Origin of the sequence: Allolucifera butyrica (assembly GCF_900476375.1) — a bacterium.
Classification (GTDB): domain Bacteria; phylum Bacillota; class Negativicutes; order Sporomusales; family UPPP01; genus Lucifera; species Lucifera butyrica.
Genome location: NZ_UPPP01000069.1, coordinates 43,606 through 60,274, shown reverse-complemented (window position 1 = coordinate 60,274; position 16,669 = coordinate 43,606). Strand labels below are relative to the sequence as shown.

Below are 16,669 nucleotides of genomic sequence, written 5' to 3'. Positions count from 1 at the left end.
TAGAATTGCGAATGAGCCCCCTTTTTTCCACCGGGCCATTCTTTTCAGGTATTGCAATATAATTTCCCGGCCAAACAGCCGGGTTTATTTTTCGTCTGCATCAACAGCCGAAACTCCCAGCGGTTCGTGGCATCTGAGCACATCCTCCACCTCTTTGCCCTTCTTTTCATCGCAACTGACCACAAGGATCACTTCCGGTGTCCTTCCCATTTTAACAAAGGGTTTACTCCTTTTCGTAAAACCAATATCCGCCAAAAGACCGATGACAAAGCCGGCTAATAGCCCGATAAGTCCCCAGGCTATCGGTCCCCATGGTAAAATGAATCCGTATATAACTCCCAAAATCATCAGTACGGTCCCAAGTGCCGCTGCACCGTCTATGACGCTCTCACCGTCCGACCGGTGCATGGTATCGATTACCGATATGGTTGGCCCTGTCTTGGATAGAGGAACGGCCAGAATGTCTTCTTGTTGAATACCGATACGCTCAAGGTCCGTTATTGCCAGCTCCAGCGCTACAGAATGTTCAAAGGCGGAAAATACATACATATCAGCCATCTCCCCGAACGGACAGCTTTTTCAAGGAAATAAAGAAGTTTGCATGCTGATACTTACTTTTTAAATAACGTGCCTGCTCCGCATCAAAGAAACAATTGTACTCGACAACGCTTACATAGGTACTATATAAGATAAACGCAAACGCCGAAGGAATAAAAAGCAGCCATTGCGGGTCAAGGACCCCCCGCGCTCTAGTAAATTCTCCGGTACACGTATACTGAAGGGCAACGATAAAATGAGACAAGTGCACAAGGGTAACCCACCAAGTTAAGGTCAAAACGGCTGCGACAATATTTCCTGCGTATAAGATACCCATTCCCGGAGCAAAAACGGACCAAAATAAAGCTAACCAAGGATGCCGTTTGTCGCTATAACTTATGCCAAGCGAGGAAACCGCCGATGGCATGACCGGCACATCTTCGGCATCAGCTAAAACGGTATATTTGTTGAGTTCAACCGTTGTCCGGTAACTATCCCAGATGCTAAATACATAGACCCCAGCATACAACATGGCCCAGTTAGGATTGAGAATCTCTTTCGCTTTTTCAAATTCACCGATGAAAGTCAAAATGATTGCCGTATTTAATTGTGCCTTAGTATTTATGAAGATTTCCCATGCAACCAATACAAAGCCCTTAATATATTGTCCTACTAAAATATAACCAAAACCCGGAAATGTCGCCGACCACCATGCCGACACCCAGGGACTTCTAATACATACGATGTTTTCTCCCAGCAACGATATCTTTCCTTTGCGTCGGCGCGGGTATTGACAATGGCTTTGCTTCATAATGGCCTCCATTCCAAAACATCGGGGTAACATTAGGATGGATTTAATTCATCCGGATTATACCATATTTGCCTGATTTAGGTTACCTTTATAGGTCCCACTTTGTCCATCTTACGTTACGAATACCAGGATCCTCTATTTTATTTGTTTTGTTATGATTCTGTAACGATTCTGTGACACTTTACGGCTATACTAAAAACATAAACAGAGGAGGGATATCCTGTGAAAAGTATTGTTAAGAAACTAGTTATCTATTCAATGGCCGGCATTATGCAAATCAGTTTTGGTGCGGGCATAGCATCCGCTTCCCCCATATTTATTGGACCACAGCAAATAGTCCGGTTAGATGAAGGTCCTCATAACCGTGATAATGACAGGCAACGTGAACACGACCGGCGTATGCAAGAAGAAAATGAACGCCACGAACGGGAGATGCAGCGCCGCAGAGGGGAAAGTGACAGGGAATGGCATGAACGGCAAGAGCGGGAAAGACATCGTCATGATGAAGCGCTAAATCAAATTGCCGCCCTTTTGATTGGAATTGCCATCGGCTCGTCGAATAATTAAAAACAAAAATCTCTCATAATTAAGTTTCCACTCCAATAAATATAAAAAAGGCAAAACTCCGTAGACGCACTGTCCACGGAGTTTTATTTGCGTATATATTTCGCTAAAGACGAATAGATCTTGGCGGCATTGCCAGCCTGATTTTCTACTATTATTTTAATTGGTTTTCTGCTGTCGAACTTAACCGGCTGTTTAATTGCGCAATATGCCTATCCATGTCCTGACTCATTTGCTCAAACATGGTCTTAGCATTTTGGTCCTCTGTGGACTGGGCAAATGCGGCATAAGTTCCTTTAGCGGATTCAGCAGCGGCTACCGCTTTGTCCAAATCTTTTTTGACAGTCATAAAGAGACCCCCTTCTTTTTTATTACGACCATAAATATCTTTTACCGGGGATATGAATTTATAAGTGGAAACATTCTCTAGACTTTACAACATCAAGAACAGAGTTCATTGTTGTCACCCTGCCCATGCTTTTTGGTACTATATACCGGTGGGCTGGCAAGCGCAGTGATGTTAGAATGGACTTGATATTCGCACATTTGGGGAGGGATTGGTCATACGAGTTTTGCTGTTATTTGCAATATTCATTTTTTTGGGGTGTGGCGTCGTACAAGCTGCGGAAAATTCAATGGCAATTACTGTACCTGTATTTACAAGGCACTTTCCCCATTCAAACCCTGATTTGAATGAACACAATCGTGGTTTCGGTTTGGAATACACATTGCAGAAAGATGTTGCCGTAACAACTGGATTTTTTAATAATAGCTTGCGAAAAGATACCTTTTATATCGGCGTTCAATATACGCCATATCGTATATTAGGGCTACATTCGGGCGTTGTCGTAGGTCTTGATTTAAGTGGAGGGTATAATTCTGTCAATCCGTTCAAGCCTATAATTGGAGCCTTGCATTTTACTACTGGTAATGAGTCTCTGATTGGCTTCAATATCGATATACTGCCCGGCGGTAGATATACGAATGGTGATGGGGTGTATGGGGCCGTAGCCATCTCCATGAAGTATTCATTCCGATAATCTTGCAAGCAGTCGCCGTAGCATACAAATAGCATACAAAACTACAGAAATGGCTCTAAAAAACACAAAGGCGGCAAGGTTCAGAATCTCTGAAGCCTTGCCGCTCTAATATTTTTACTGGTGCCTCTTAGTTTTTAACGCTATGAGCTATATCGCCGAATCCAGCCGTTTATAATCAATTTACTAATTTCCCTCGAAGGGGGAAGGTTAACGGTATAGTAGCTAAGAGAACAACAGCCACGATAATAACAGTAGTCGTTATACCAGCAAAATCACTTAATGTCCCGTAAATAGCCGGTGATACCGCTCCTGCCCCTAGTGTCATCGTATAAAAAATTGAGAAGGCCGGTCTGTTGTGCCTAAGTCTGTGGCCAATACATTCGTCCAAACGGGACAATTTGTGATTCAGCGGTTACTGGCTTCACCGCCTGAGCGGATCTGCTATAAGATTATACACAAAAATAGTAAGCCGTCAGTAAAAAGAAGCCTTGCTGTTTTGGATCAGTATATGGCTGATTTATTCAAAAAAAAATCAATTTGATTTCTTTTAATTACTCCGGTATTGCTTCCGCCACGGTCACTCAATGTGCATGGAGTAATGATAAAGGCTGTAAAGAAAACACAAGCTCAGACTGATGCGTTTATCAAGAAACAACTTTTCCCATAAATTCTTCATGAACTGCTTTGAGCAATTCCGATATTTTGAGACCTTGAGGGCACTTTTTCTCACATACACCACAAGACACACATTGGTCTGCACCTAGACCGGAAGGAATCACGTTATTCTGATACACAACCTTATCGATTGGATGTGGCTTCACAAGCTGATAATTATTATATAGTTTAAACACCGTTGGAATACTCACTTTTCGCGGACATGGCATACAGTATTGACAGCCTGTACAACCAATGCTATTTTTAGCTTCAAACATTCCTCTTATCGTATCAATCAGTTTCAAATCTTCTGCTGACATAACGTTTGGTACAGCATGGTCAAAAATTCTCAAATTATCTTTCAACTGGTTAAGAGTACTTGTCCCACTTAGAATGACAGAGACTTCCGGCATATTATATAGCCAGCGGAAACACCACTCGACGAACGAGCGTCTTTCCGGGTACTTATGAATCAAGTCAATTACTTCTGGGGGTACATTATTCAGTAAATACCCTCCTCGAAGCGGCTCCATTATGACAACAGGCAATCCTTTGTCGGCAGTATATTTTAGGCCTTCAACACCAACTTGCTGTGATTCACCGAGGATATTCAACTGAATTTGTGCCATCTCCCAATCAAAAGTGCCGACAATTTCCTTGAATGCCCGCAATGTGTTATGAATTGAAAAACCCTTATGACGTATTTTCCCTTTGTCGACCGTCTTATCAAGAAATGTAAGTCCATCAAATTTTTTTATTTTTTCCCAATTGCCATAATTCAGGTTATGAAGGAGATAAATGTCAATATAGTCTGTCCCCAGGCGCTTCAACTCTTCGTCTAAATATTTTTCAAAATCTTCGTGTCTACCAACATTCCAAATTGGACTTTTGGTAGCTAAAACCGTTTTATTTCGGTAGCCCTCTTTTAACGCCTTACCGGTAATAATTTCGCTATCTTTATATATATAAGCTGTGTCAAGATAGTTTATTCCATTGTCAATCGCGTATCGAACCATTTCTATTGCCTCGCTCTCACTTGAAGGAAAGCGCATGCACCCTAGCCCCAACCTTGATACCATCATCCCTGTTTTACCGAAATTAGTATATTCCATTATTTTACTCCTTAATATTAATCTATGCTCAATATAAATATCGTTGTCCTTTTGTTATATGCGAGTTGACATATCTGTCCTTCTTCTTATTAAAATCGGAACGTTACCCCTGTTAACTCCTCGCTTAGTTTCCATAAACGCGTTGCAAGTTCCGGATTAATTGCCCAAGGACGAACTCCATATGGCTCATCGCTATCCGCCGATACCGCCTGTGCAATATTGCAGTCCTCACAATAAACACCGCCAAGATCATTCAAATCGCTGCTGACCGCACACCACACCAAGGTTGATGCTCCCTGTTCTATGGTTTTGAATGCGTCTTCAATCCGTGGATGTCTAAGAATGTTCAGTAATTCGGTTACGTGCAGCCCCCGCATAACTTGGGCAGACAGCCGTATGAGACTGACAACCCACGGGGGTTTGATCCCAACGAGACTTTCTGCGAAAAGGTCTGATGTGGGAATCGGCCCTGGGTGTACAGCAAAAGCTCTAACTTTATCCTTTTTGGCAAGTTCATCTAGTTTAACGGCAAACAAAGCAGTAGCAGATTTAGATTGTGCATAGGCTCTCATCCCGTTATATTCGGTTCTATTAAAATGGACATCATCAAACAGCACGCTGCCAAAGCGATGTCCCCGTGAAGCCACTTCGATTACACGAGCACCATTTGCCATCTTTAGTGCAGGGTATAATCTTGCAGTTAACTGAAAATGGCCCAGGTGATTTGTCGCAAATTGATACTCATACCCTCGTTTATCCCTAGTAAGTGGCGTGTTGATGATTCCCGCACTATTAATCAGGTAATGGACTGGTCTACCGGTTTTTAGAACCTTATCTGCAACGGCATCAATTGTATCTGGTTTTAAAAGATCGAAGTACTCGATTTCGATGTTATTTATCCCGCGAAGGTTTCGTCTTGCCCGCGCCAAATCCCTTGCAAGGACAATCACGCGAGCACCGGCACTAGTTAATGCCTTCGTAGTATAAAGACCAATTCCGGTATATCCGCCTGTTACCACTGCTAGTTTCCCACTCAGGTTCATTCCATTTACGATTTCATTCGCTTTTGTAAAATGTCCATACGGGGATGCAATCGGCTTTTGCAACTTATTTTCATTCACAATGTATCCCTCCAACTTCAAGATGAGGTTATTCTTCTCGGATTACCCGGCGAATTCTACTTAGCGATACAGGCGTAATCCCCAGGTAGGAAGCAATATGGACTTGGTTGACCCTCTTCTCTATATTGGGGTATTGTTTTTTCAAATCCAAATAGCGCTCGGTGGCAGTTTTGGTGACAAGACTTATTTCTCGTAGGATTTTTCCTTTTAGTGCTTCCTCCAGCATATTAATATAGGCCATCTGCCAACCATGGTCGGTTCTGATGTATTCCGCAATAGCGGCAGAATTTAACGGGACAGCCGTGCAATCTTCCAAAGCCTCAAAATTGCAGACATGAGGTTTGTCTGTCGTTAAAAACTGAGAGCCATAAACCATAGTTTCAATGATAAACATATTGGTGACTTCATTTCCATCCATATCCAGATAGTATCCCCGTATGATGCCTGAAAGCAGAAGAAATCCATTATTTTCAGAAAAAATCATATCTCCCTTTTTATAATGAATCAGCCTGTCGAAATCGATAATCCGATTAAGGGTTTCTTCACTGATGTATTTCATTAAATTATTTCGTATTTGTCCTTGTTGTGCTAGAGTTTTAATATCCATAGTATCCCCCCTCTTGGCCTATACCCTGATTATATATTGTTCTAAAAAACGATCATTAACATATGATAAGTGTTCTGCTGCATATTCATACCCGTTGTCTGCTTGGGGTTAATTGCCGGTCAGTTGATATGCACATTCTAAAAGAATTAAAGCCAAAACCACGTTCACTATCCTGAAATGTTTGCTGTAGGGCTTCTGGAATGCTGCTCCAAAAAATATCCACGTTATAGTTGCAATACTTCCTATTGTAGCGATAAACATTTCAAATAATAAGAGCATCCTAAAAGATGCATAGTAGGGAATTATATATCCTGTCAAAACGGTAATTCCAAACAGAAATATTTTTACATTTACAAACTGTAAGATGAAACCAATCCAAAAAGAGGCTTCTTTCTTCTCAGATTGGTCACACGGGTTACTAAGCGCAACATGAAGAGCAAGCCAGGTGATATAGATAATTCCGCCATACTTCAATAAATGCATGACAGGATGTAAGAACTGGTCTAACCCATATACAAAAAATGCGCATAAAGCCTGCACGCAATAATATCCCGCAAAGATTCCGAAGAATAGTCGTTTTCCTTTTTTCCAACCGTAGTTGCTTATGGTATTCAACGCCAAAATATTACCCGGCCCTGGTGTAAAGGCATTAATAAACACAAATACCAGAAATGAAGACATCGAGTGTATTTCCACGTTGCTATTCCCCTCCTGCTCTTATCAGCCGCTTTTCATATCAGATATCCCCACTTAGTCACTGCCGGGAAAAACCTGACAGTTACGATTATATAGCTTTTCTCTGGTATAATATAATACCAAATAAATATAGCCTGATATAGCTAAAATCTATACCAGGCTACTTATCTTATCCTTATTATTAAAGTTCCTTTGCAATTTTCTTTAAGGCATCCAGATAGATTTCTCCCAATTTCGTCATCGTGATATCTTTATGCATAATAATACCGATCTTAATATCTTCCTCGACCTTAAGGGGTACAGCAATAATTTGCTCGCCGTGCAGATATTTTGGGAAAATCCCAGAAGATATCGTATATCCGTTCAGACCAATCATGAAGTTGACTATGGCTGCCCGGTCACTGACTTTAATACTCTTCTTTACACTCCTGGTGCTTAAAATTTCTTCGGAAAAATAGAAAGAATTATATTCTCCCTGCTCAAAAGAAAGGCAAGGATAATCTTCCAATTCTTCTAGCTGAATTAGGTTTTTATGTGCTAATGGATGTGTCTTACTGATAAATACATGCGGTTTTGCCGTGACCAGTTCCGAAAAACTAATATTACTTTCCCTTAGTAATTTCAGGATAACTGTCTCATTATATTTGCTTAAGTAAATAACCCCTAGTTCACTCCGCAAATTCTTTACATCTTCAATAATCTCATAAGTTTTTGTCTCCCGGATAGTAAATTCATATTCCGAGCCTCCAAATTCTTTTACAAGATCGACAAAGGCATTCGCCGTAAAGGTGTAATGTTGGGTTGAGATGCAAAAACGCTGCTTTGCAGGTTCTCCGTTTAGATATTTTTCCTCCAGCATATCCGCTTGCTGTATAACCTGCCTAGCGTATCCAAGAAATTCTGCGCCTTCATTAGAAACAGCTATTCCACGATTACATCTGGTAAATATGGTGATCTGGATTTCTTTTTCCAGCTCTTTAATCGCATTAGATAAACTGGGTTGAGAAATAAATAGGCTTTTGGCCGCTTCACTAATTGATCCTTTCTCTGCAACCCTTAAAACGTATTTCAATTGCTGTAAAGTCAACTTATTCACCCCAACCTAGCTGTTAAATTTGGGACCGTTACTTGCAATGGCAAAAAAGGACCTTCCCCTTACACCTATTTTATGCGATTTCTCTAGTTGTTCGAATTCATACTATTTCGGGAGGACAGGTCACCTGTTTAAAGTATTTATTCCTACCCGTATAAAAAACGCCTTCCGGCAAATCGCCGGAAAGCGTGATTTTTCTATATGGTGCGCCCGGGAGGACTCGAACCACCGGCACGCGGTTTAGGAAACCGCTGCTCTATCCACCTGAGCTACGGGCGCATACATCTAGCTACGCAGCATCGGACCTTCTTACAATACGCTTCTACAAACTATGTCCTCTGCTCTACTCAAAGTATTATAACATTAACATAACTGAGAAGCAATGCTGCCCGGCAGGTATTTTCTAACTTTGGTGATTGCGTAACCCCGGACTAACTGTCATTATCATCCGATTCCCCGGTATAACGTTTGTAGGCAGGCACGGCAACTGCCGAATCCACTTGACGGCTTTCACGGGCAGTAGCATATTTCTCCATTCGTGTTAAGGCTACGGCGGCAACTACGCCCCATATTGCGGATGTAATAAGGTGGGAAAAGGCGTTTGTCGGTGACGATAGATAAAATAACGATAATTTATAGAGCGAGCCTATAGCAAAAACAGTAAACCAAACTACCGCCCCATACGTCGCCCCTTTGAATAAGAGATACTTATTATCAATTACCGGAACAAGAAATGCAAACGTAATCCCGACTAATGCGGCGTGGCCCAATTGTATTACTTGGGCAATACTTTGTCCAAAAACAGTTAAGGGGACGTAACCCCAGATCATAATTGCAACAAGATCGAGATATCTGGCCTCAGATATACCCAGCACAAATAATATATAATCCAGCAATACCATTACTATGCCACCAATAACCCCCGCAATGTAGCCTCTTATAAACCTGTCTTCCAAGTCTTTCCCCCCCATTTTTCACCTGCAGAATACTAATATACCAGTATACCCTTATCTTCCCCGTCAAATTGGCAATTATTCTTCTATGAAATTCCAGCATACAGAAAGGCTCTGAGAATTTATCTCAGAGCCCTCAATCGAAAGATATTGTAACCCGGTCTACAGTTACTACGCCGTTTTCTCTTCTTCTAATTTAAATTTAATGATAAACTGGCTGCCTTTTTCCACCGCCGGCTGTACTTCGATCGTAGCAGAATGCCTGGCCGCAATACTGGCACAGACCGCCAATCCTAATCCTGTCCCGTTCTCCTTGGTAGTAAAAAAGGGCGCAAATATTTTATCTTTAACGTGTTCGGAAATACCACAGCCGGTATCAGCAATCGATAATATAATTTCGTCCCCTTCCCGTCTGGTCGAAAATGCTAAGATTCCTTGTCCGCCTATTGCATCCATGCCATTTCGCGCTAAGTTGAGAACCATCTGCTTTATTTCCGTGGAAGATAAAAAGAGTTCCGGCAATCCTTCTTCCAAATTGAGCTGAATCTCTATGCTTTGCTTCACTGCCTCCGCATGCAGTAAAGGAATAATTTCATTTAATATGTTATTTAAATTACAAAACGATTTTTCGGCACTCTTATCCTTGGCGACCGAAAGAAAACCATTCAATATGGTTTCAACCCGGCCCAGTTCCCGTAATATCAGATCAAACTGGGATTGCATGCCCGGATTCACTTTGGGTCTAAGAAACTGCATATATCCCGAGATCACGGCCAGGGGATTGCGGATTTCGTGAACAATACCGGCCGACAGTTGTCCGATTAAATCCAGTTTATCCAGCCTATATATTTTATTTTGATAGGCTATAATTTCCGTAATATCCTGAAAAATAACAGCTGCGCCAAGAATCTGCCCGTCATTATCCTTCAGAGGGAAACAAGTCAATAATAAATTATAATCTAAAACTTTGCGATGTTCCGCAAAAATCTTCTGCCCCCTCAATGCTTTAAGAAAAACGGAATTATAATATTCTTCTGCATTAAATCCCAGCCGGAAAAAAATTTCCTTAAGAGATAGTCCTGTTGGACCCGGGATACTGCCAGGATAGAGTTTGGCGGCCAGTTCGTTATAAAGCAGGATGTTCTCCTCCCTGTCTATTAAGACAACGCCAAAAGGACTGTATTTTATAAATTCTTTAAACCATCTTGTGTATTTTATCAACTCAGAATGGATAGCAACTTGCATTGTATTCCAGATCGTGCAAATTACTGCGCCAACATCACCCTCGCCGGCATGCAAGGGATTCAATACATATTCGTAATTGTAAAGGTCTTGATTGTTCCGGCAAATAATGATTTTATCCCGCAACGAAACATCCTTGTCAAAAACAGTTTTTATGTTCGTTGTAACCGCTTCCGCCACTTGGGATGAAAATCCTAAGTCACTGAGTTTCTTCCCTTCCATTTCGAAAGGAGTATATCCCCAATGTTTGGCACCCGCTGTGCTGGCATAAACAATTTTCATATCCCGGTTACAAATGTAGCTAAAGGGAATTTGCATTTTAAAATCAGGTTCCAAATTCTGCCGGATCACAAGGATTTTTTCTAATTGTTTTTCCGTCCTTCTTAGCCTTTGTATATAATCCTTAATCGTATCCAACAGCTTCACTTCCTTGCAACGCTTTACATTATTATTCATATTTTGACATCTTTCAACAAATTCCTCTTTTCCCCTTGGAAAAACATAAGTAAACAAATAAGGCTCTGAAAAAATCAGAGCCTTATTTGTTACTTGTTTAGAAATTACCTTTGCATTACCACTTTACAAAAGCTGGCTGGCTAACACACCGATCCCAACTAGCCAGCAATACCAGGAAAATGGACGCATAGCGTTTATCTCATTAGTATGAAACCATTTCATTAGCGCCCAGACACTCAAGTATGCCATAATGCCGGCGACAACTCCACCAATAAGAGAAATTTGCAGCAAACCCGTGGTACTAATATGGAGCAATTTAGGGATCTCAATAATCCCCGCCCCGATAATTATTGGCGTTGCCAGCAACATAGATAACCGTGCGGAAGCCTCATGCCGTAATCCCATCCAAAATCCTGCCGTAATGGTTGCGCCCGACCGCGAAAAACCGGGAATCAGCGCCAATGCCTGGAATACTCCCACAATAGCGGCCTGCCCGTAGGTAAGGTCATTAATTTCTTTGCGGCCATGGCCTTTTAATTTTTCGCCCCAATAAAGAAGAAAGCCGTTAATAATTAAAAAAACTGCGGCGCTGGTCACATTACTAAAAGCATGACGAATCGTTTTTTCCAGGATAAAACCCAATAACGCGGCAGGAAATGTTCCGGCCGCAATTAACCATAACAATTTTCTTGCTTGCCTGTCTTTAGTAAATAGGGAGCGGATAATCCGAATCCATTCCGTACCAAAGAATAAAAGCAGCGCCGTCGCTGTTCCCAGATGCAGCATTACCACAAAAGGTAAAAAATGCTCTTTCAGAAAGCTAGGCGCTAAATTCCAATGGAAAAAATAGGGTGTCAAAACGCCATGTGCTACACTACTAATCGGGAAGAGCTCGGTAATTCCCTGAATCACCGCAAAAACGAGTGATTGAAACAGTGTCATATAAAAGCCTCCAAGTATTTGCTCTAACTATTACAAAAACTTTATCTTCATACACGTCAGCCTAGTAGGTTGTCTGGCCGAAACTTGTCATACTTCAATAATAATCGGTAAAATCATGGGGCGGCGTCCGGTTTTTTCATTAAGATATTTGCCTAAAACCTCACGAATCTGAAGCTTTATAGAAGACCAATCCGTAATCTTGCCGGATTCGCAGCGCTCCAGCGCCACTTTTACTCTGTTCTGAGCCTCATTCATAAGTTCGCCCGAATCCCGGACATAAACAAAGCCGCGTGATACCAAATCGGGGCCCGACAACAAAACGCCCTTCTGTTTATCTAGGGTTACAACGACAATCAAGATGCCTTCTTTGGAAAGCTGCTGTCTGTCGCGAATGACGATATTACCGACATCCCCGACGCCCAGTCCGTCAACAAAGACCTTTCCCACCTTAACTTTTCCGGCAACCCGGCCTGTGTCTTTGGTAAATTCGAAGATATCTCCGTTTTCTCCCACAAAAATATTCTCGCGGGGAACTCCCAACCCCTCGGCAATTTTGCTATGCTGCTTTTGCATACGGTATTCTCCGTGCACCGGGATAAAAAACTTGGGCCTCACCAGATTCAGCATCAGTTTAAGTTCTTCCCGGCTGGCGTGACCGGAAACATGGATACCCGAGATTCTTTCATATACCACCTGGGCCCCTAAACGGAGCAGATTATCGATGGTTTTTGATACGGACGTTTCATTCCCCGGAATGGGTGTCGCCGCAATCAAAACAGTATCCCCCGGACTAATAGACACACTTCGGTGATTGTTGGTAGCCATGCGGCTTAAACCGGACATAGGCTCTCCCTGGCTGCCGGTAGTAAGAATGAGGATTTGCTCATCCCGATACCGCTTCATTTCCTCCGCTTCAATCAGCATTCCTTCGGGCATCTCCAGGTATCCCAGTTCCATGGCAATATTCACAACATTAACCATACTCCGGCCAAGCACCACGACTTTGCGCCTATACTTACAGGCCGAATGAACAGCCTGCTGAATACGGGATACATTCGAAGCGAACGTAGCCATAATAACCCGGCCTTTGGCGTCTTTAAATTCTTCCTCCAACGCCATGGCAACCTCACGCTCCGAACCTGTATATCCGGGCCGTTCGGCATTCGTGCTGTCTGACATTAGCACTAAAACTCCCTGATTTCCCAATTCAGCAAATTTATGAATATCAATTAACTTGCCATCCACCGGCGTTTGGTCAATTTTAAAGTCCCCGGTATGAACGACAGTGCCCACAGGTGTTTTGAAATACAGGCCGCAGGCATCCGGAATGGAATGGCTGCCTTGAATAAAACCGATTTGAAACGCTCCCAGGGTTATTTGGTCTCCCGGCCTGACGGGCATCAATTGGTAACCCGACACCCGGTTTTCTTTTAACCGCTCTTCCGCCAATCCCAATGCCAGTCTTGTACCATAAACAGGCACATTAATCTCTTTCAGGAGATAGGACAAAGACCCGATATGATCCTCATGTCCGTGAGTCAGGACAACGGCCCGTACTTTATCCCGGTTGTCCAATAAATAAGTAATATCCGGTATAACCAGATCAATCCCCAACATCTCGTCTTCCGGAAAGGCAAGCCCGGCATCCAAAATAACGATGTCCTCGCCATACTGAAAAACAGTCATGTTTTTGCCGATTTCGCCCAACCCGCCAAGCGGAATAATCAGTAATTTATTATTTTGTTCCAAAAAATAATCCCTCCATTTAATTTGATACCGTCCGCGCAATATTGAATCATCGTGATCACGTTCGCTGATGCAGTCAATCTATTATACATTACATTTAGTTCCAATACAAGTTAGGGTCCCCTCCTGCCGCAGTAACCGTCGTCCACCGTGCAATTATTTTAGGGTATCCTATGTTTTTGTATTTTATCAACAATGATCAGGATAAAGAAAGGCCTCCCACACGTTAACGTGGTGACAGTAAAAAAGACCGCCTGACGCGGTCATCAAACTTAATTTCACTAAAAAAAGGAACTGACGTACTTGATACACGCCAGTCCCGTAAATTTATTTAACAAAATAAAAAGCTTTACATAACCGTAAAACCCTCTTACGGTAGCTATGGCCTGCCCGGGAGGATTCGAACCTCCGGCCTTTTGATTCGTAGTCAAACGCTCTATCCAGCTGAGCTACGGGCAGACGAATAAAAGTCTTCCGTTTTACCGACAAAAAGGATTGTATCATACCCCATAAGTAAAGTCAAGTTCTTGGCTGCTTGAAGTTTTCCCCAGAAACAACCCCAGTTATCCACAGGTTCAATCCCGGTTTTTGTCTATTTTGGGTTGTTACCCTCAATTTCCCCACAAAGTTATCCACATAAACAGACTTTTTGTGTATAATTCTGTGGATAACTCAAGGCACAGGATGACTCCAATCTACATAGACTCCGGTTTTTCCCCACATCCGGGTCAACGCCAGCTTAAGATTGTCCAAACTAGATGTAGGTTCAACCGTCGTTTCCTGAAAATCCAGCAAGGTTTGATCCGCGCTGGGGATAACATAAGTTCCGGCCAAATAGTTTTCCACATCCTGGCGAGCCTTTTCATTCGCTAAAACGACCTGCACCGTCTTGTTGTCCAAATCATAAACAATATATCCATATTCGTCTTTTGCGGTGCGAATACCCACCTTAAACTGATTGCTCATGGTTTTACACACCTTTCTTTTCATAAAATTCGTTTATATAATACGGTCAACATAAGAAAAAATCCTGCCTGTAGAGGGAAAATCCGTAAAAACAATTAAGAAAGACCGCTAAAAACGCGGTCTTTTGCTCGTAGTTCAGAGCTCATCTGTATGGTTGGCACTCCGTGCCTTTGAACTTAGCCTGTGTGTCACAGATACTCTGACACACAAAAGAAGTTAGTTTAATTGATTGGGTTTGTGCCTATCGAGACGGCTTACCAGTAAAATCCGGGAGCTTCCGATGGTTCATAGGGGGTTGAGCAGCCTTCCTCACCGCAAATCAGACGCTCGGCCCGGGTTAAATCATCAACTTTCAGAACAACCCTTGCCTCTTGCTCGGGAGCAGCCGCAAAGGCATACATATATTCAACGCTAATACCGGCGGAGCTTAGCTTTTCAATCTGGCCCAAAAGACTTCCCGGGTGGTCCTCTACCGTAATAGCCAACACCTCGGTTGTTTTAACAGCAAATTTGGCGCCGCGCAACACTCGTTCCACCTTTTCCGGTTCGTTCACAATCAGCCGGAGAATGCCGAAATCGGAAGTATCCGCAACGGACAGCGCCCTCATATTCACACCATGCTCTTTAAGCACAGCCAGTACTTCGGCTAGTGTACCCGGCCTGTTCTCTACAAATACTGAAATCTGCCGAATAATCATGTTGTCTCCCTCCTTATTCTAACTGCCTAAATTTTTCTTTTATCAACTACCCGCTGGGCCTTTCCTTCACTGCGCTCAAGAGCTTTAGCGCTTACAAGGCGGACTTTGGCCGTGATATTCAGTACGGAAGCTAGCTGAGCCGCAATTTTATGCTCCAGTGCCTCCAAGCCTCGTACCTCATCGCTAAACATATTTTCCGTCATCTCCACCAGCACGGTCAAACTGTCCAAATTATCTTCCCGTTCCACAATTAACTGATAATGTGGCGACGTTTCGCCCAGGCTCAAAAGCACCGTTTCCACCTGGGAAGGAAATACGTTGACTCCCCGGATAATCAACATATCATCACTGCGTCCCAGTACCTTGCTCATCCTCACCAATGACCGGCCGCAAGTGCACACGCTATGATTCAGGGTGGTTAAGTCCCGGGTCCGGTAACGGACCAGCGGCATGCCCTCTTTGGTAATCGTTGTAATTACCAATTCTCCTTTTTCGCCGTCAGGCAGGGGATCGCCTGTTAGGGGATTGATGATTTCCGGATAAAAGTGATCTTCGTTGATATGTAGTCCGTCCTGCATCTGGCATTCACACGCCACACCCGGGCCGATGATTTCACTCAGGCCATAAATGTCAATTGCCTTAATATTAAGCTGTGACTCAATTTCCCGCCGCATATTTTCCGACCAGGGTTCTGCCCCAAATATGCCCACTTTTAGCGAGGTGTCAGCCGGGGAAATACCCATTTCCCGCATGGTTTCCGCAATATATAAGGCATAGGACGGTGTACAGGCCAACACCGTGGTACCAAAATCTTTCATTAACATAATCTGACGAGAGGTATTGCCGCTTGATACGGGAATGACAGAAGCGCCAATAAGCTCGGCGCCATAGTGAACGCCCAGTCCGCCGGTAAATAGCCCATAGCCGTAGGCAATCTGAATGTAAGACTGTCTGGTAACCCCGGTTGCGGTTAAGGCTCTGGCCATCGCTTCCGCCCAAATTCCGAGATCCCGTTTAGTATAACCGACCACCGTCGGTTTTCCCGTTGTACCGCTTGAAGCATGAATACGGACAATTTCACTGGGAGGAACGGCAAACAAACCATACGGATAGTTGTCCCGCATATCCTGCTTTATAGTAAACGGCAGTTTCTTAATATCCTCCAGGTTATTTACATCCCCCGGCAATAGGCCGGCGGCCTGCATTTTAGCCCGGTAAAACGGTACCTGACGATAGATGCGGTCTATCATGTCCCGCAACTTGCCACTTTGCAGCTTACTTAATTCTTCCCGCTCCATCGTTTCCATCGGTTGATTCCAATACATTTTGTCCCCTCCTAATATCCCTGCCATTCCGGCGCAAGACAAAAACTCCATAGACATTTCTCTTTTTCCCGCGCACAATGTATACAATTTTGCCAACATTATACCA

Annotated in this window: 18 protein-coding genes and 2 tRNA genes; 2 read left to right on the top strand and 18 right to left on the bottom strand. The window is 43.1% G+C overall.

Annotation, left to right across the window (positions count from 1 at the left end):
- Window positions 1-84: 84 nt before the first annotated feature.
- A complete protein-coding gene (locus LUCIF_RS10685) occupies window positions 85-549 on the bottom strand; it encodes a hypothetical protein (RefSeq protein WP_207857472.1) in 465 nt (154 codons plus the stop codon).
- Window position 550: 1 nt separating this feature from the next.
- Window positions 551-1,348 (bottom strand): hypothetical protein, encoded by a 798-nt coding sequence (locus LUCIF_RS10680; protein ID WP_122627879.1) that lies wholly within the window; start codon window positions 1,346-1,348, stop codon window positions 551-553.
- 222 nt (window positions 1,349-1,570) lie between these two features.
- Between LUCIF_RS10680 and LUCIF_RS10675 the strand changes: the two genes are divergently transcribed.
- Window positions 1,571-1,915 (top strand): hypothetical protein, encoded by a 345-nt coding sequence (locus LUCIF_RS10675; protein WP_122627878.1) that lies wholly within the window; start codon window positions 1,571-1,573, stop codon window positions 1,913-1,915.
- 151 nt (window positions 1,916-2,066) lie between these two features.
- Here LUCIF_RS10675 and LUCIF_RS10670 read toward each other — a convergent pair whose 3' ends face one another.
- On the bottom strand, window positions 2,067-2,261 hold the full coding sequence (locus LUCIF_RS10670) for a DUF1657 domain-containing protein (protein ID WP_122627877.1): 195 nt from the start codon (window positions 2,259-2,261) through the stop codon (window positions 2,067-2,069).
- Between the two features lie 208 nt (window positions 2,262-2,469).
- Between LUCIF_RS10670 and LUCIF_RS10665 the strand changes: the two genes are divergently transcribed.
- Window positions 2,470-2,952 carry a hypothetical protein gene (locus LUCIF_RS10665; RefSeq protein ID WP_122627876.1) on the top strand — a complete coding sequence of 161 codons (483 nt, stop codon included), beginning with the start codon at window positions 2,470-2,472 and terminating at the stop codon, window positions 2,950-2,952.
- A gap of 175 nt (window positions 2,953-3,127) precedes the next feature.
- Here LUCIF_RS10665 and LUCIF_RS26055 read toward each other — a convergent pair whose 3' ends face one another.
- The 15 genes from LUCIF_RS26055 to LUCIF_RS10590 all read right to left on the bottom strand — a co-directional run bounded on the left by LUCIF_RS26055 (window position 3,128) and on the right by LUCIF_RS10590 (window position 16,563).
- Window positions 3,128-3,277, bottom strand: a complete 150-nt coding sequence (locus LUCIF_RS26055) for a hypothetical protein (protein WP_165865961.1) — start codon at window positions 3,275-3,277, stop codon at window positions 3,128-3,130.
- A 319-nt stretch (window positions 3,278-3,596) separates the two neighbouring features.
- Window positions 3,597-4,718: an aldo/keto reductase gene (locus LUCIF_RS10655; protein ID WP_122627875.1), complete on the bottom strand. Its 1,122-nt coding sequence runs from the start codon at window positions 4,716-4,718 to the stop codon at window positions 3,597-3,599.
- Between the two features lie 89 nt (window positions 4,719-4,807).
- Window positions 4,808-5,839: an SDR family NAD(P)-dependent oxidoreductase gene (locus LUCIF_RS10650; protein WP_207857470.1), complete on the bottom strand. Its 1,032-nt coding sequence runs from the start codon at window positions 5,837-5,839 to the stop codon at window positions 4,808-4,810.
- Between the two features lie 28 nt (window positions 5,840-5,867).
- Window positions 5,868-6,446, bottom strand: coding sequence for a Crp/Fnr family transcriptional regulator (locus tag LUCIF_RS10645; RefSeq protein WP_122627874.1), 579 nt, complete (start codon window positions 6,444-6,446; stop codon window positions 5,868-5,870).
- A gap of 108 nt (window positions 6,447-6,554) precedes the next feature.
- The gene (locus LUCIF_RS10640; protein WP_207857461.1) at window positions 6,555-7,127 is read right to left on the bottom strand and encodes a LysE family transporter; all 573 of its coding nucleotides are present in this window, start codon (window positions 7,125-7,127) and stop codon (window positions 6,555-6,557) included.
- A gap of 196 nt (window positions 7,128-7,323) precedes the next feature.
- Window positions 7,324-8,229, bottom strand: a complete 906-nt coding sequence (locus LUCIF_RS10635) for a LysR family transcriptional regulator (protein WP_122627872.1) — start codon at window positions 8,227-8,229, stop codon at window positions 7,324-7,326.
- Between the two features lie 208 nt (window positions 8,230-8,437).
- A tRNA-Arg gene (locus tag LUCIF_RS10630) sits at window positions 8,438-8,514 on the bottom strand.
- Window positions 8,515-8,666: 152 nt separating this feature from the next.
- Window positions 8,667-9,191: a hypothetical protein gene (locus tag LUCIF_RS10625; protein ID WP_122627871.1), complete on the bottom strand. Its 525-nt coding sequence runs from the start codon at window positions 9,189-9,191 to the stop codon at window positions 8,667-8,669.
- Between the two features lie 168 nt (window positions 9,192-9,359).
- Window positions 9,360-10,886: a PAS domain-containing sensor histidine kinase gene (locus LUCIF_RS10620; protein WP_122627870.1), complete on the bottom strand. Its 1,527-nt coding sequence runs from the start codon at window positions 10,884-10,886 to the stop codon at window positions 9,360-9,362.
- A gap of 123 nt (window positions 10,887-11,009) precedes the next feature.
- On the bottom strand, window positions 11,010-11,828 hold the full coding sequence (locus LUCIF_RS10615; protein ID WP_122627869.1) for an undecaprenyl-diphosphate phosphatase: 819 nt from the start codon (window positions 11,826-11,828) through the stop codon (window positions 11,010-11,012).
- Window positions 11,829-11,915: 87 nt separating this feature from the next.
- Window positions 11,916-13,577, bottom strand: coding sequence for a ribonuclease J (locus LUCIF_RS10610; protein WP_122627868.1), 1,662 nt, complete (start codon window positions 13,575-13,577; stop codon window positions 11,916-11,918).
- A 379-nt stretch (window positions 13,578-13,956) separates the two neighbouring features.
- Window positions 13,957-14,033, bottom strand: a tRNA-Arg gene (locus LUCIF_RS10605).
- Between the two features lie 213 nt (window positions 14,034-14,246).
- Window positions 14,247-14,540, bottom strand: a complete 294-nt coding sequence (locus tag LUCIF_RS10600) for a hypothetical protein (RefSeq protein ID WP_122627867.1) — start codon at window positions 14,538-14,540, stop codon at window positions 14,247-14,249.
- Between the two features lie 254 nt (window positions 14,541-14,794).
- Complete coding sequence (locus tag LUCIF_RS10595; RefSeq protein ID WP_207857453.1) at window positions 14,795-15,238, bottom strand: ACT domain-containing protein; 444 nt, start codon at window positions 15,236-15,238, stop codon at window positions 14,795-14,797.
- 26 nt (window positions 15,239-15,264) lie between these two features.
- On the bottom strand, window positions 15,265-16,563 hold the full coding sequence (locus LUCIF_RS10590) for a phenylacetate--CoA ligase family protein (protein WP_122627866.1): 1,299 nt from the start codon (window positions 16,561-16,563) through the stop codon (window positions 15,265-15,267).
- Window positions 16,564-16,669 lie beyond the last annotated feature (106 nt).

Excerpts from the sequence above, each read along its gene's own strand:
- LUCIF_RS10685 (WP_207857472.1), bottom strand. The coding sequence starts at position 549 with ATGTATGTATTTTCCGCCTTTGAACATTCTGTAGCGCTGGAGCTGGCA.
- LUCIF_RS10680 (WP_122627879.1), bottom strand. The coding sequence starts at position 1,348 with ATGAAGCAAAGCCATTGTCAATACCCGCGCCGACGCAAAGGAAAGATA.
- LUCIF_RS10670 (WP_122627877.1), bottom strand. The coding sequence starts at position 2,261 with ATGACTGTCAAAAAAGATTTGGACAAAGCGGTAGCCGCTGCTGAATCC.
- LUCIF_RS26055 (WP_165865961.1), bottom strand. The coding sequence starts at position 3,277 with ATGACACTAGGGGCAGGAGCGGTATCACCGGCTATTTACGGGACATTA.
- LUCIF_RS10655 (WP_122627875.1), bottom strand. The coding sequence starts at position 4,718 with ATGGAATATACTAATTTCGGTAAAACAGGGATGATGGTATCAAGGTTG.
- LUCIF_RS10645 (WP_122627874.1), bottom strand. The coding sequence starts at position 6,446 with ATGGATATTAAAACTCTAGCACAACAAGGACAAATACGAAATAATTTA.
- LUCIF_RS10640 (WP_207857461.1), bottom strand. The coding sequence starts at position 7,127 with ATGTCTTCATTTCTGGTATTTGTGTTTATTAATGCCTTTACACCAGGG.
- LUCIF_RS10620 (WP_122627870.1), bottom strand. The coding sequence starts at position 10,886 with ATGAATAATAATGTAAAGCGTTGCAAGGAAGTGAAGCTGTTGGATACG.
- LUCIF_RS10615 (WP_122627869.1), bottom strand. The coding sequence starts at position 11,828 with ATGACACTGTTTCAATCACTCGTTTTTGCGGTGATTCAGGGAATTACC.
- LUCIF_RS10600 (WP_122627867.1), bottom strand. The coding sequence starts at position 14,540 with ATGAGCAATCAGTTTAAGGTGGGTATTCGCACCGCAAAAGACGAATAT.
- LUCIF_RS10595 (WP_207857453.1), bottom strand. The coding sequence starts at position 15,238 with ATGATTATTCGGCAGATTTCAGTATTTGTAGAGAACAGGCCGGGTACA.
- LUCIF_RS10590 (WP_122627866.1), bottom strand. The coding sequence starts at position 16,563 with ATGTATTGGAATCAACCGATGGAAACGATGGAGCGGGAAGAATTAAGT.